At 58.2% G+C, this 14,236-nt stretch carries 9 protein-coding genes and 1 other RNA gene; 5 read left to right on the forward strand and 5 right to left on the reverse strand.

The window, feature by feature from the left end:
• Window positions 1-9 precede the first annotated feature (9 nt).
• Window positions 10-420 (reverse strand): 1,4-dihydroxy-2-naphthoyl-CoA hydrolase, encoded by a 411-nt coding sequence (gene menI / locus ACOTZB_RS03775; RefSeq protein WP_193804536.1) that lies wholly within the window; start codon window positions 418-420, stop codon window positions 10-12.
• Window positions 417-3,473, reverse strand: a complete 3,057-nt coding sequence (ydiJ, locus tag ACOTZB_RS03780; RefSeq protein WP_421626521.1) for a D-2-hydroxyglutarate dehydrogenase YdiJ — start codon at window positions 3,471-3,473, stop codon at window positions 417-419. Before ydiJ ends, menI begins: the two co-directional genes overlap by 4 nt.
• Before the next feature lie 198 nt (window positions 3,474-3,671).
• Between ydiJ and ydiK the strand changes: the two genes are divergently transcribed.
• Both ydiK and rprA read left to right on the forward strand, forming a co-directional pair.
• A complete protein-coding gene (gene ydiK, locus ACOTZB_RS03785) occupies window positions 3,672-4,787 on the forward strand; it encodes an AI-2E family transporter YdiK (protein ID WP_421626522.1) in 1,116 nt (371 codons plus the stop codon).
• 209 nt (window positions 4,788-4,996) lie between these two features.
• Window positions 4,997-5,104, forward strand: an RNA gene (rprA, locus tag ACOTZB_RS03790) — antisense sRNA RprA.
• 5 nt (window positions 5,105-5,109) lie between these two features.
• Here the strand turns inward: rprA and ACOTZB_RS03795 are convergent.
• The 3 genes from ACOTZB_RS03795 to ppsA form a co-directional block, all read right to left on the reverse strand.
• Window positions 5,110-7,485, reverse strand: a complete 2,376-nt coding sequence (locus tag ACOTZB_RS03795; RefSeq protein ID WP_421626523.1) for a glycoside hydrolase family 3 N-terminal domain-containing protein — start codon at window positions 7,483-7,485, stop codon at window positions 5,110-5,112.
• A gap of 3 nt (window positions 7,486-7,488) precedes the next feature.
• On the reverse strand, window positions 7,489-8,889 hold the full coding sequence (locus ACOTZB_RS03800; RefSeq protein WP_126328327.1) for an MFS transporter: 1,401 nt from the start codon (window positions 8,887-8,889) through the stop codon (window positions 7,489-7,491).
• Window positions 8,890-9,122: 233 nt separating this feature from the next.
• A complete protein-coding gene (ppsA, locus tag ACOTZB_RS03805) occupies window positions 9,123-11,501 on the reverse strand; it encodes a phosphoenolpyruvate synthase (RefSeq protein WP_126328326.1) in 2,379 nt (792 codons plus the stop codon).
• A gap of 335 nt (window positions 11,502-11,836) precedes the next feature.
• Between ppsA and ppsR the strand changes: the two genes are divergently transcribed.
• The 3 genes from ppsR to hemP all read left to right on the forward strand — a co-directional run bounded on the left by ppsR (window position 11,837) and on the right by hemP (window position 14,223).
• Window positions 11,837-12,670, forward strand: coding sequence for a posphoenolpyruvate synthetase regulatory kinase/phosphorylase PpsR (gene ppsR, locus ACOTZB_RS03810; protein ID WP_023311315.1), 834 nt, complete (start codon window positions 11,837-11,839; stop codon window positions 12,668-12,670).
• A 152-nt stretch (window positions 12,671-12,822) separates the two neighbouring features.
• Entirely contained in the window at window positions 12,823-13,869 is a 1,047-nt protein-coding gene (gene aroH, locus ACOTZB_RS03815) for a 3-deoxy-7-phosphoheptulonate synthase AroH (RefSeq protein ID WP_193804541.1), read from the forward strand.
• Window positions 13,870-14,040: 171 nt separating this feature from the next.
• Window positions 14,041-14,223: a hemin uptake protein HemP gene (hemP, locus tag ACOTZB_RS03820; RefSeq protein ID WP_032638304.1), complete on the forward strand. Its 183-nt coding sequence runs from the start codon at window positions 14,041-14,043 to the stop codon at window positions 14,221-14,223.
• Window positions 14,224-14,236: the final 13 nt, after the last annotated feature.

A 14,236-nucleotide genomic window follows, 5' to 3' on the forward strand; every position in this document is an offset into this window, starting at 1 on the left:
CTGAAAACTTTACACAACCGCCGTGGTCAGCCGCGACGAGCAGCACAGGCGATCCTGCTCATCGAGAATCTCTATCTGCCACACCTGATGGCGGCTTCCGGCGTGCAGCGCGCGGCAAACGCCGCGCACGCGCCCGCTGCGCACCGAGCGAATGTGGTTAGCATTCACCTCAAGACCGACAACCTTCTGCTCCCCTTCGGTACAAAGATAGCCCGCCACCGAGCCCAGCGTTTCGGCCAGCACGACGGAGGCCCCGCCGTGCAATAAACCAAACGGCTGGTGGGTGCGACTATCGACGGGCATGGTGGCCTCAATTTCATCCTCGCCAATGCGGATGAACTGGATATCCAGCAGCCCCACCATATTCCCCTCGCCCATGGCGTTTAGCGCCTGCAGCGTCACGGCACGTTTCCAGATCATCCAATTATCTCCAGTAAAGCCTGCAATGGGTGACGCACACCGTTACCTTCTACCCGTTTTACCTGGCTGCGGCAGGAGTAGCCCGTCGCCAGACAGCGGTTTCGCGGCAAACGCTGCATCGCCTGATGCCAGGACAGCTCATAGATGCCGAGCGAGCTGGCGTGGTTTTTCACTTCGTGTCCGTAGGTTCCGGCCATCCCGCAGCAGCCTACGTTGACGCTCTCCAGCTTCGCACCGAAGCGGGCAAAAACGGACGCCCACTGCGCGGGGGCACCCGGCAGCGCGGTCACTTCCGTGCAGTGGCCGAACAGATACCACGGTTCACCGCTGACATCCTGAACGGCCTTATCGGCCAGCGCCATCGGCAGCCACTCGTGCACCAGCATCACGTTGAAATCGCCGCGCTTATCGCCCAGCGTCTGCCTGTATTCATCGCGATAGCAAAGCACCAGCGCTGGATCGACGCCGACCATCGGTATCCCGAGCTGCGCCACGCGGTTTAAGAAGTCAGACGTTTTCTGCGCGGTCTTCGCAAATCGCTTCAGGAAACCCTTAATGTGCTGCGCCTTGCCGTTGGGAGAGAACGGCAGCACTACCGGCTGGTAACCCACCTTCTCCGCCAGACGGACGAAATCGGCCACAACCTGCGCATCGTAGTAGCTGGTGAACGGATCCTGCACCACCAGCACCACACTGGATTTTTGCTCCGGGGCGAGCGCCTCCAGCTGTTCGAGGGTCATGTTCGCCGAACGGTGGCCGACAAGCTGGCGCTGCAGAGACGGGACCGACAGCAGCGGGAGATCGACCATGCCGATGTGTTTTTCGGAGAGCTTGCGCACCAGCGGCTGGTTGATAAAGAAGTTGAAGGTCTTTGGCGCACGCGCCATCAGCGGCGCGTAGCTTTCCACCGTCGCGACCAGATGGTCGCGCACCGGGCGGAGGTATCGGGTGTGATAAAGCTGCAGGAAACGCGAGCGGAATTCCGGCACGTCGATTTTAATTGGGCACTGGGTGGAGCAGGCTTTGCAGGCCAGACAGCCGGACATCGCCTCTTTCACCTCATGAGAGAAATCGTACTCGCCCTTGTTGGCATGCCAGCTGTTGCGGGTGCGCTCAATCAGCGAGCGCAGGCTGGCCCGTTTTTCCGGCAGCTCCTGCTCCAGCTTGAGCGGATCCACCCCGCGGTCGGCCAGCAGACGCAGCCACTCGCGCACCAGCGTCGCCCGCCCTTTCGGCGAATGGATGCGGTTGCTGGTGATTTTCATCGACGGGCACATCGGGCTTTTCACGTCAAAGTTAAAGCACAAACCGTTGCCGTTGCACTCCATCGCGCCGCGCCAGGAGGAGCGCACCGCAATCGGGATCTGTCTGTCGTACGTGCCGCGCTTGACGGCATCCACCTGCAGCATTGGCGCGTCCACGCCTTCAGGCGGGCAGATTTTGCCCGGGTTGAGGCGGTTATGCGGGTCAAACGCCGCTTTCACCTTTCGCAGCTCCGCGTAGAGCTGTTCGCCGAAGAATGCCGGGCTGTATTCCGCGCGGAACCCTTTCCCGTGCTCCCCCCACAGCAGGCCGCCGTATTTGGCGGTTAAGGCCACCACGTCGTCGGAGATCTGCTTCATCAGGATCTCCTGCTGCGGGTCGCACATGTCCAGCGCCGGACGCACGTGCAGTACCCCGGCATCGACGTGGCCGAACATGCCATAGCTCAGGCCGTGGCTGTCCAGCAGGGCGCGAAACTCAACGATATAATCCGCCAGGTGCTCGGGCGGCACGCAGGTATCTTCGGCAAAGGGAATGGGCTTCGCCGCCCCTTTCGCATTGCCGAGCAGGCCCACGGCTTTTTTACGCATCGCATAGATACGCTCGATCCCGGCCAGATCGTTACAGAGCTGCCAGCCGATGACGCCGCCTTCACCCTGCGCAATCAGCTCATCCAGCCGCTGGCAGAGCGTGGTGACCTGACGCTCAATCAGCTCCGCATCGTCGCCGGCAAACTCCACGATATTGAGACCGAGCATCTCTGTATCCGGCACGTCGGTAATGAGGTCACTTACGGAGTGCCAGACAATATCTTCCTTGGCAAGATTGAGCACCTTAGAGTCGACGGTTTCCACCGACAGCGCCTGCGCTTGCACCATAAACGGCGCATTGCGCAGCGCGGAGTCGAAGGAGTCGTATTTGACGTTTACCAGGCGACGCACTTTCGGCAAGCGGGTGATATCCAGCCGCGCTTCGGTAATAAACGCCAGCGTCCCTTCGGAGCCGGTGAGCACGCGGGTTAAATCAAACTGGGTCAGGTCGTCGTTAAAGACGTGTCGCAGGTCGTACCCGGTCAGGAAGCGGTTCAGTTTGGGGAATTTATCGAGAATAAGCTGGCGGTTGTCGCGGCAGCGTTCCAGCACGGTGCGATAGATACGCCCGCTGGCGGTGTTGTCTTTGCCCAGCGTTTCCGCCAGTTCAACCGGCATCGGCTGGGTATCGAGGATATCGCCGCCCAGCAGCACCGCACGCACGCCCAGCACGTGATCGGAGGTTTTACCGTAGACCAGCGAGCCCTGCCCGGAGGCATCCGTGTTAATCATCCCGCCAAGGGTCGCGCGGTTGCTGGTGGAAAGCTCAGGGGCAAAAAAGTAGCCGTAAGGCTTGAGATACTGATTAAGCTGATCCTTGATGACGCCCGCTTCGACCCGCACCCACCCCTCTTCCGGGTTGATCTCAATGATGCGGTTCATATAGCGCGACATATCAACAATGATGCCCTGGTTCAGCGCCTGACCGTTGGTTCCGGTGCCGCCGCCGCGCGGCGTAAAGACCAGCGAGGCAAACCGCTCCTGCGTGGCCAGCCGGGCGATAAGCGCCACGTCGGCCGTTGAACGAGGGAAAACCACGGCATCGGGAAGAAGCTGGTAGATACTGTTATCGGTCGCCATCGTCAGCCTGTCGGCATAGTTCGTGGCGGTATCACCTGTAAAACCCTGTTGCTCCAGTGCCTGCAAAAAATTAAGCACCAGCTGAACGACGCCAGGTGCCTGAGAAATCTGTGGGATCATTACTGTCGACCCTAATTAGAGTTGTGGGAATCGTTTGCGTATATCTTAAAAGTTTTATCACATTTTTTTCTTATAATCTCTGCTGAATTACAGGCAGAATTCGCCTGTTAAAAACCGCTGAGATCATTAATGATTAAAGAGACGCGGTTTTCCGTTCCCGCCAGTCGTACTGGCGTTCTTTTAAGGAAAGTTTCATTTATGGTCAATCTTCGCCAGCCCAGGGATGTTGCGCAAATTTTGCTGTCGGTGCTATTTCTGGCCCTCATGATTATTGCGTGTCTGTGGATTGTTCAACCCTTTATTCTCGGCTTTGCGTGGGCTGCGACCGTTGTCGTTGCCACGTGGCCTTTGCTGCTGCGCCTGCAGAAGCTACTGTTCGGCCGTCGCGGGCTCGCCGTGCTGGTCATGACGCTCCTGCTGTTCCTGCTGTTTATTATTCCGATTGCCCTGCTGGTGAATAGCCTGGTGGATTCCAGTGGCCCGGTTATTCGCGCCATTAGCAGCGGCGACCTGACGCTGCCGGATCTCGCCTGGCTGAACAGCATTCCGCTGGTGGGCGCCAAACTCTACAACGGCTGGCATAGCCTGCTGGAGATGGGCGGCAGCGCGCTGATGGCAAAAGTCCGCCCGTATATTGGCACCACCACCACCTGGTTTGTCGGTCAGGCGGCGCATATCGGCCGGTTTATGATGCACTGTACCCTGATGCTGCTCTTCAGCGCCCTGCTCTACTGGCGCGGCGAGCAGGTCGCGTTAGGCGTTCGTCACTTTGCCACCCGCCTGGCGGGCAAACGCGGTGACGCCGCGGTACTGCTGGCCGCACAGGCCGTGCGCGCGGTTGCGCTGGGCGTGGTGGTCACCGCGCTGGTGCAGGCGGTGCTGGGCGGGATCGGTCTGGCGATTTCCGGCGTCCCTTACGCCACCGTTTTCACCGTTGTCATGCTGATGACCTGTCTTGCGCAACTGGGACCGCTGCTGGTGCTGGTTCCCAGCATTATCTGGCTCTACTGGACGGGCGATACCACGTGGGGAACGGTGCTGCTGGTCTGGAGCTGCGTGGTCGGCACCATGGATAACGTCATTCGTCCGATCCTCATCCGCATGGGTGCGGACCTGCCGCTGATCCTGATCCTCTCCGGGGTCATTGGCGGATTGATTGCCTTTGGCATGATTGGCCTGTTTATTGGCCCGGTGCTGCTCGCCGTCACCTGGCGTCTGTTCTCTGCCTGGGTGCATGAAATTCCGCCGCCGGGAACTGACCCGGACGTGATTTTGAGCGAACTGGAAGAGCTGGAAGAGAAGAACACGCATTAAGGTGTGTTGCCGGGTGGCGTTAACGCTCACCCGGCCTACACTCTCCCGCATGATACTTAAACGCTGCTAAAGTATTTATTCGTTGCTCACTGGTCAGACCCGCCTTTTCAGCAGTAACACTGCTCATAACCTCAAGAATTCTTTACGCCTCTTTAACTATTGAGACGAATCCGATCGACGCTAAAAGCGGACATGCCTACTATTAGCACACGGTTATAAATCAACACCTTGATTTATAAGCATGGAAATCCCCTGAGTGAAACAACGAATTGCTGTGTGTAGTCTTTGCCCATCTCCCACGATGGGCTTTTTTTTATCCTGACTACGCGCGTTGAACCTCACAGGTACTGAGCATCCGCCATTCGGCAGGCAGCACCCGCGTTTCCCCTGTCGCATTGACCGTTACCGCCTCGCGGATATCCGCCGACGATGCGCCAACCTGCAGCTCAAATTCGCCCGGCTCAACGATGCGTTTTCCGTCGCGACGGGTGAAGTTGAACATCTCAACCGGCAGCGTAAAGGTGAGCGTGGCGGTTTCTCCCGGCGAGAGCGTGACGCGCTGGAAGGCCTTCAGCTCCTGTAGCGGCCGCACCTGCGTGGCGACCTTATCTCTGACGTAAACCTGCGCCACCTCGCTGCCGCTGCGTTCTCCGGTATTGGTGATATCCACGCTCAGCGTCACCTCGCCGTCGACCGGCACGCTGCTTTCGGCGACGCGGGCTGAGCCCCAGCTAAACGTCGTCCAGCCGAGGCCGAAGCCAAACGGATAACGTGAGCCGAAATGGAACGCAAACGGCGTACCGCCGCTTTTGAGCTTGTGATTGTAGTAATACGGCATTGCACCGGCGCTTTTCGGTACGCTGACCACCAGACGACCCTGCGGCTCCGCACGCCCGGTTAACACGTCCGCAATCGCCCAGCCCCCTTCCTGCCCCGGTGCCCAGGCCATCATCAGCGCCGCGACCTTATCCTCCAGCCCCTGCAGATTGTATGGACGCCCCCCGGTCATCACGACAATCACCGGTTTACCGGTGGCGACCAGCGCTTCCAGCAGCTGTTGCTGCACGCCCGGCAGGTTCAGGGAGTCGGTATCGGAACCTTCCCCCACGGTACCGCTCTGGAACAGCCCGGCGAGATCGCCCACGCAGGCGACCACCACGTCACTCTCCTGCGCGGCGTTCACGGCCTCGGGGATCGGGGCGGTACTTTGCGATACGGGCGACTGCTGCATCGGTTTGCCGCCGCTGTCGCCCGGGAAGACCGGCGCGCCCGCCATCCGTTTTTCGATGAGGTGGCACCCTTTGGCATAGCGCACGTTCGAGGCACCGAGATACTGCTCCAGCGCCGCGCGCGGGGTCGTGACCTGCGAGGTCTCTTCCACCATATCGCTGATGATCAAATGCACCGGGAAGCTGTAGCCGCTCAGTAACGCCAGCGGATCGTCTGCCGTCGGCCCCACTACCGCCACGCGGGGTTTGCCGCCGAGCGGTAAAATGCCGTTATTTTCCAGCAGCGTGAGCGATTTCGTCGCCACCTCCCGCGCGGCCCGGCGGGTCATATCGTTTTGCAGGTCGATACCGTTTTCATCCGCGTACGGGTTTTCAAACAGGCCAAGGCGGAATTTTTCCGTCAGCGTACGCGCCACGATCTCATCGACCTTCGCCATAGAGATCAGCCCGCGCTCTACCGCTTCCGCCAGATGCCGCGCGCAGTCATCTTTCGGCAGCTCAACGTCCAGCCCGGCGTTGAACGCCAGCGCGGCAGATTCGGCCGCGTCGTGGGAAATCCCGTGGTGCTGGTGCAGCAGGCTGACGCCGCCGTAATCCGCCACAATAATACCGTCGAACCCCCACTGCTCGCGCAGGACGGTGGTCAGCAGGAAGCTGTCGCTGTGCCCCGGCTGGTTATCAATATCGTGGTATGCGGGCATAACCGAACCGGCGTTTGCCAACTTGACCGCCATTTCAAACGGCAGCAGGAAGGTGTCGTTCAGCTCGCTGAACCCCAGATGGACCGGCGCATGGTTGCGCGCTCCTTCGCTGAACGAATGACCCACGTAATGTTTCAGGGTTGCCAGCAGGTCGCGCTTATCGCCCTGTAAACCCTTCACGTAGGCGGTCGCCATCACGCCCACCAGCCAGGGATCTTCCCCGAAGGTCTCTTCGGTTCGCCCCCAGCGCACGTCGCGGGACACGTCCAGCACGGGTGCCAGCCCCTGCTGGCACCCGACGGAGCGCGCCTCTTTGCCAATCTGCTCTGCCGCCCTCTGCACCAGCTCCGGCTCCCAGGTCGAACCGTAGTTCAATGACGACGGGAACAGGGTGGCGTCTTTGCACAGCAGCCCCACCAGACACTCTTCATGGAACAATGCCGGAATGCCGAGGCGCGTCTCTTCCATCATCATGCGCTGCAGGCGATTCGCCGCGCGCACGCCGGTTTTCGCATCAACGATGTGGGTGCCCAGCGGACGGGTGATCTGCCCGACGCCCAGCTTGAGCCGTTCGCTGAGCGCAGCCTGCTCGCTCACGCCGGCGAATTCGTCACTCAGGTCGCTGCGCTCGCGGTGGTTACCGTTTTCATCGAGGATCAGCCAGTACGCGTGCATCTGGGCGAACTTCTCTTCCGGGGTCATGCGCGCCAGTAAATCGGCGACGCGCTCGTGCACGGGACGTCCCGCGTCCTTATAGATAGCTGTCATGTTTTACTCCTGTAGTGCGGAAGGGGTTGCCGGGCTGAGCTGCCCCGCTTCGGGTCTGACTTCACGCTTGCTGGCCAGCTCCCGGGCGATGGAATCCACCAGCCGGCTGTTGAGCTTGTAGATGGCAAGCAGCGCGACCATGCAGAGGAACAGCGCGCACGGGATAAGGGTGAACAGCGCGTTGATGGTCGAGAGAACGCCTGGCGCCTGGGTTGCCTGGCCCGGGGCGTAATCCACCATGCCAAGCACCCAGCCGACGACCGCCCCGCCCAGCGCCAGGCCAAACTTGATGGCAAACAGCGCGGTGGAGAAAACCAGCCCGTCCAGACGACGGCCGCTGCGGTGCTCTTCGTAGTCGACCACATCCGAGAACATGGTCCACTGCAGCGGCGTGGTGAGGTTTTGAATAAAGCTGAAGACGATGTTAAGGCCAAAGATTAGCCACACCTGTGAAGGAGGCAGGAAGAAAATCAGCGCGCCGAAGATAACGAAGGAGATAATCGTCCACTGGTAGGCGCGCACGCGGTCAAATTTCCCCAGCAGTCGTTCAGATAATAATGCGCCGCTTAAGGAGGCCACCATGCCGGAAACAATAAAGGCAAAAACCAGATCCGGGCGCAGCAGCACATAGTTCACGTAATACATGGTGGCGGAACCGCGCGTTACCACCGCCGTTAGCAGCAAAATATTAAACAGGAACACAATACGCCACTGGCTGTTGCCGGCCAGCAGTTTTAAATCGGTGAGCATGGAGCCGGAGGTATCATTGCGCGGAGAATAACGCTCGCGGGTCATCAGGAAACAGCAGAAGAACAGCACAATGCCCAGCAGCCCCATCAGGCTCATGGCATAGAAATAGCCTTTCTGCACGTTGCCCTGGCCTAACAGTGAGACCAGCGGAAGGGCAATAACCGTCACGATCAGCCCGCCGATAAACGACAGGCCAAAGCGCCACGACTGCAGAGAATGACGCTCGCGCGGATCCAGCGTCAGCGCGCCGGGCATGGCGCAGTAAGGCACGTTAATCGCGGAGTAAATCAGGCTTAAAATCGCGTAGGTCACGCAGGCATAAACGATTTTTCCCGTCGGCCCAACGTCCGGAACATAGAAGGTAATCAGGCAGCTCACCCCGAACGGAATGGCAAACCACAACAGCCAGGGACGGAAACGACCGTGGCGCGTCCGGGTGCGGTCAACCAGTGCGCCAATGCACGGATCGACAAACGCATCGACCACGCGCACCACTAAAAACATGGTGCCCATAATCGCGGCGGGCAATCCAAAAACGTCGGTATAGAAATAAGCGAGAAATAACGTTGCCGTTTGCCAGACCAGCGCGCTGGCCATATCGCCTAAGCCATAACCTATTTTATCTTTGGTACGCAATACAGAGGAGAGTGTCATTGTTATTTGCCTTTTTATCAGGTTAAAACGTATTTCAACCAGTTGCGCATCATCGGTAGGGAAATGCGCAGTAAGGCTCAAGTATTAGCAACGCTTTGCGCGCTAACAATTGTCTAAATTGACAGACAAATTATGATATTTGGTTTTTTACTTTATTTGTGATGGGGAGCAAATAAGAAATGAAATAAAAAAGGCGAGGAATAATATCCTCGCCTTTTCGGGTCAGCGTGGCTTTACTTGTTCAGTTCCGCCAGGCTCAGCCAGGTTTGCACCACGGTGTCCGGGTTCAGGGACAGGCTATCGATCCCCTCATCCATCAGCCATGCGGCAAAGTCTTCATGGTCGGATGGACCCTGACCGCAGATCCCAACGTATTTACCCTGCTTTTTCGCTGCGCGGATGGACATAGAGAGCAGCGCTTTCACCGCCTCGTTGCGCTCGTCGAACAGCTCGGAGACCACGCCGGAGTCGCGGTCCAGACCCAGCGTCAGCTGCGTCATGTCGTTCGAGCCGATAGAGAAGCCGTCGAAGTGTTCCAGGAACTGCTCGGCCAGCAGGGCGTTGGACGGGATTTCGCACATCATGATGATCTTCAGCCCGTTCTCGCCGCGCTTCAGACCCTGACGCGCCAGCTCGTCCACCACCGCTTTCGCCTGATCCACGGTACGCACGAACGGGATCATGATTTCGACGTTGGTCAGCCCCATGTCGTTGCGCACGCGTTTCACCGCTTCACACTCCAGCGCGAAGCAGTCGCGGAAGCTGTCGGACACGTAGCGTCCGGCCCCGCGGAAGCCCAGCATCGGGTTCTCTTCTTCCGGCTCGTAGCGCTCGCCGCCGACCAGGTTGGCGTACTCGTTAGACTTAAAGTCAGACAGACGCACGATCACGCGTTTCGGATAGAAGGCAGCGCCCAGCGTCGCGATCCCTTCGGTCAGACGGCCGACGTAGAACTCTCTTGGTGAGTCGTAGCCTTTCATCATCTCGCGGATTTCGTTCTGCAGCTTCGGATCCTGGTCGTCAAACTCCAGCAGCGCGCGCGGGTGAACGCCAATCATACGGTTGATGATAAATTCCAGACGTGCCAGGCCAACGCCTTCGTTCGGCAGGCAGGCGAAGTCAAACGCGCGGTCCGGGTTGCCGACGTTCATCATGATCTTCAGAGGCAGGTCCGGCATGGTATCCACGCTTGAGCTCTTCACGCTGAAGTCGAGGATATCGGCGTAGACGTAGCCGGTATCGCCTTCGGCACAGGAGACGGTCACGTTCTGCCCGTCCTTCATGCGCTCGGTGGCGTCACCGCAGCCGACAACCGCGGGAATGCCCAGCTCGCGGGCGATGATCGCCGCGTGACAGGTACGACCGCCGCGGTTGGTGACGATAGCCGCCGCTTTCTTCATGATCGGTTCCCAGTCCGGGTCGGTCATGTCGGTTACCAGCACGTCGCCTGGCTCAATACGGTTCATCTCGCTGATGTCGTGGATCACTTTGACCGGACCGGCACCGATGCGGTGACCGATGGCGCGGCCTTCCGCCACGATTTTACCCTGTGCGTGCAGCGTATAACGTTCCATCACCTGACCGCGCGAGCGGACGGTTTCCGGACGCGCCTGCACGATAAACAGCTTGCCGGTGTTCCCGTCTTTTGCCCATTCGATGTCCATCGGACGGCCGTAGTGTTTTTCAATCTGCACCGCCTGCTTCGCCAGCTCCTGCACTTCGGCGTCGGTCAGGGAGAAGCGGTCGCGCTGCTCCTGCGGCACATCTTCAATTTTAACCTGCTTGCCATGCTCCTGGGTCGGGGCATAGATCATGCGGATTTTTTTCGAGCCCATCGTGCGGCGCACCACCGCCGGACGGCCAGCGGCCAGCGTTGGCTTGTGGACGTAGAATTCGTCAGGGTTTACCGCACCCTGCACGACCATCTCACCCAGACCCCACGCGGAGGTGATAAACACCACCTGGTCGAAGCCGGATTCGGTATCAATGGAGAACATCACGCCGGAGGAGCCCACGTCCGAGCGCACCATGCGCTGCACGCCAGCGGAGAGCGCCACGCCGCGATGGTCGTAGCCCTGGTGCACGCGATAGGAGATGGCGCGGTCGTTGAACAGGGAAGCAAACACGTGCTTCACCGCCACCAGCACCGCATCGTAACCCTGGACGTTCAGGAAGGTTTCCTGCTGCCCGGCAAACGAGGCGTCCGGCATATCTTCTGCTGTCGCCGAGGAACGTACGGCAAAGGAGGCCTGCGCATCGTCAGCTGAGAGCTGGTTGTACGCGTCGTGAATGGCTTTTTCCAGTTCCGGCTGGAAAGGTGTGTCGATGATCCACTGGCGGATCTGCGCCCCGGCTTTGGCAAGCTCGGTAACGTCATCAATATCCGTTTTATCCAGCAGGTCGTAAATGCGCTGGTTTACACCGCTCTGGTCTAAAAACAGGTTAAAGGCATCGGCGGTGGTGGCAAACCCGTTCGGTACGGAGACACCCATACCCGACAGATTTGTAATCATTTCACCCAGGGAGGCATTTTTGCCCCCAACTCTGTCTACATCATTCATGCCGAGTTGGTTATACCAAAGCACCAGCGGTGACGAGCCATTGTTGGACATCGAAACAATCCTTTTGTGATATTTGATCGGAGTAAGTAACACCTGACTACGTATTTATACTGGCATATTTATTTCGGCTAAAAAAACGGTGAATCGTGTAAGCAATTTAAAAATTCAACTTTTCGGATACTTTCCCATCAACGATTAACCCGATGATTCCTCTATATTCAGCCAGAAACCCCAAAAATAAAGTCGCTATTTGAAAAATGAAATCCACTTTTCAGGAAAATCAAAAACAGCGTTTCATTCATAATTAGGATAAGTTCTTTGCTGTGTAAATTACTTTTTTAATTTATGCTTTCAGACAATTAGGTCTGATATTCAGGGTGAGTAAAATGGATAGTGCTGTCGATCGCCATGTTTTTTATATTTCTGATGGTACGGCGATCACCGCCGAGGTGCTGGGCCACGCGGTGATGTCGCAGTTTCCCGTTTCGATTAACAGCATCACGCTGCCGTTTGTCGAAAACGAGAGCCGCGCCAAAGCGGTTAAGGACCAGATTGACGCCATCTACCAGCAGACCGGCGTCCGCCCGCTGGTGTTCTACTCTATCGTGATCCCCGAGATTCGCTCCATCATTCTGCAAAGTGAAGGCTTCTGCCAGGATATCGTGCAGGCGCTGGTGGCGCCGCTGCAGAGCGAGCTTAAGCTCGACCCGACCCCGATTGCCCACCGTACCCACGGGCTGAACCCCGGCAACCTGACCAAGTACGACGCGCGTATCGCCGCTATCGACTACACCCTTGCCCACGACGACGGTATCTCGCTGCGAAATCTCGACCAGGCGCAGGTGATCCTGCTCGGCGTGTCGCGCTGCGGCAAAACGCCGACCAGCCTCTACCTGGCGATGCAGTTCGGTATTCGCGCCGCAAACTACCCGTTTATCGCCGACGACATGGATAACCTGGTGCTGCCCGCCGCCCTTAAGCCGCTACAGCACAAGCTGTTCGGCCTGACGATCAACCCGGAGCGCCTTGCCGCCATCCGCGAGGAGCGCCGCGAGAACAGCCGCTACGCCTCCATGCGCCAGTGCCGAATGGAGGTCTCGGAAGTTGAGGCCCTGTACCGCAAAAACCAGATCCCTTGGCTGAACAGCACCAACTATTCGGTTGAAGAAATTGCCACCAAAATTCTCGACATCATGGGGCTTAATCGCCGCATGTACTAATACGCTAGTACATTAGCTCAGATTCAGGTATCATCATCTGCAACCACGGGGCGGTGTCGCCCCGAACTTGAAATCAGCAGGGATTGGTTTAAGGTGATGCCCATCACTTCCCGGTAGTCTGCCGATGAAGCAAAAATTTTCTGAGACATTCCATGAATAAAACCGATGAACTCCGCACTGCGCGCATTGACAGCCTGGTCACGCCGGCTGAACTGGCCCAGCGGCATCCCGTTTCCGCCGCCGTCGCGGAACATGTGACGGCCTCCCGCCGCCGCATTGAAAAAATCCTGAACGGTGAAGACAAACGTCTTCTGGTGGTGATTGGGCCTTGCTCCATCCACGATCTGGATGCCGCGATGGATTATGCAAAACGACTCCAGGGACTGCGGGATAAGTACCAGCATCGCCTTGAGATCGTGATGCGCACCTACTTTGAAAAACCGCGCACCGTGGTGGGCTGGAAAGGCCTGATTTCCGATCCTGACCTCAACGGCAGCTATCGCGTTAACCACGGTATCGAGCTGGCGCGGAAGCTGCTTTTACAGGTCAACGAGCTGGGCGTGCCGACGGCGACCGAGTTTCTCGATATGGTGACCGGGCAGTTTATCGCCGATCTGATCAGCTGGGGCGCGATTGGCGCGCGCACCACCGAAAGCCAGATCCACCGCGAGATGGCCTCCGCCCTCTCCTGTCCGGTCGGCTTTAAAAACGGGACCGATGGCAACACCCGTATCGCAGTTGATGCCATCCGCGCTGCCCGTGCCAGCCACATGTTCCTGTCGCCGGACAAGAGCGGTCATATGACCATCTACCAGACCAGCGGTAACCCGTACGGGCATATCATTATGCGCGGCGGCAAGAAGCCCAATTACCATGCGGAAGATATTGCGTCGGCCTGTGAAACGCTGGCCGAGTTCGACCTGCCGGAACATCTGGTGGTGGACTTCAGCCACGGCAACTGCCAGAAGCAGCATCGTCGCCAGCTGGACGTTTGCGATGAGATATGCCAGCAGATCCGCAGCGGCTCGACCGCCGTTGCCGGGATTATGGCCGAAAGCTTCATCAAGGAAGGCACGCAGAAAATCGTTGCCGGACAGCAGATGGTTTACGGTCAGTCGATTACCGACCCGTGCCTGAGCTGGGAAGACAGCGAACTGCTGCTGGAGAAGCTGGCGTCTGCGGTTGATACGCGCTTCTGAAATCCCACCCTTCTCCCTCTCCCTGTGGGAGAGGGTCGGGGTGAGGGCATCAGATCGCACCTCACCCCAAATTTGATCCTCTCACCCTTTTTTCATAAAAACGCTTGCCGTGAATTTGCAGTTTATTGATAATGATTATCATTGTTACATTGATTGTTATTTATAAACATTATGTCACGTACGGATAACAGCGCGGCAACGCCAGCAAAAACACACACAGCGCCAGCCCCCGCCGAGCGTCGGATTGACAGCAAAACCCTCCTCGGCGATGAGGGACGGGTCATTATCGAGCATGACGGACAGCGCTATCTTCTGCGCCAGACCCATGCCGGAAAACTGATCCTCACAAAATAAACAACACCTAAAA

The sequence above is a fragment of the Enterobacter cloacae complex sp. SHL020 genome (assembly GCF_049236945.1).
Classification (GTDB): Bacteria; Pseudomonadota; Gammaproteobacteria; order Enterobacterales; family Enterobacteriaceae; genus Enterobacter; species Enterobacter dykesii.

Bases quoted from the DNA above. Each gene is read 5' to 3' on its own strand.
- aroH (WP_193804541.1), top strand. From the start codon at position 12,823: ATGAATAAAACCGATGAACTCCGCACTGCGCGCATTGACAGCCTGGTC.
- menI (WP_193804536.1), bottom strand. From the start codon at position 420: ATGATCTGGAAACGTGCCGTGACGCTGCAGGCGCTAAACGCCATGGGC.
- ACOTZB_RS03800 (WP_126328327.1), bottom strand. From the start codon at position 8,889: ATGACACTCTCCTCTGTATTGCGTACCAAAGATAAAATAGGTTATGGC.
- ydiJ (WP_421626521.1), bottom strand. From the start codon at position 3,473: ATGATCCCACAGATTTCTCAGGCACCTGGCGTCGTTCAGCTGGTGCTT.
- ppsA (WP_126328326.1), bottom strand. From the start codon at position 11,501: ATGTCCAACAATGGCTCGTCACCGCTGGTGCTTTGGTATAACCAACTC.
- ACOTZB_RS03795 (WP_421626523.1), bottom strand. From the start codon at position 7,485: ATGACAGCTATCTATAAGGACGCGGGACGTCCCGTGCACGAGCGCGTC.
- hemP (WP_032638304.1), top strand. From the start codon at position 14,041: ATGTCACGTACGGATAACAGCGCGGCAACGCCAGCAAAAACACACACA.
- ppsR (WP_023311315.1), top strand. From the start codon at position 11,837: ATGGATAGTGCTGTCGATCGCCATGTTTTTTATATTTCTGATGGTACG.
- ydiK (WP_421626522.1), top strand. From the start codon at position 3,672: ATGGTCAATCTTCGCCAGCCCAGGGATGTTGCGCAAATTTTGCTGTCG.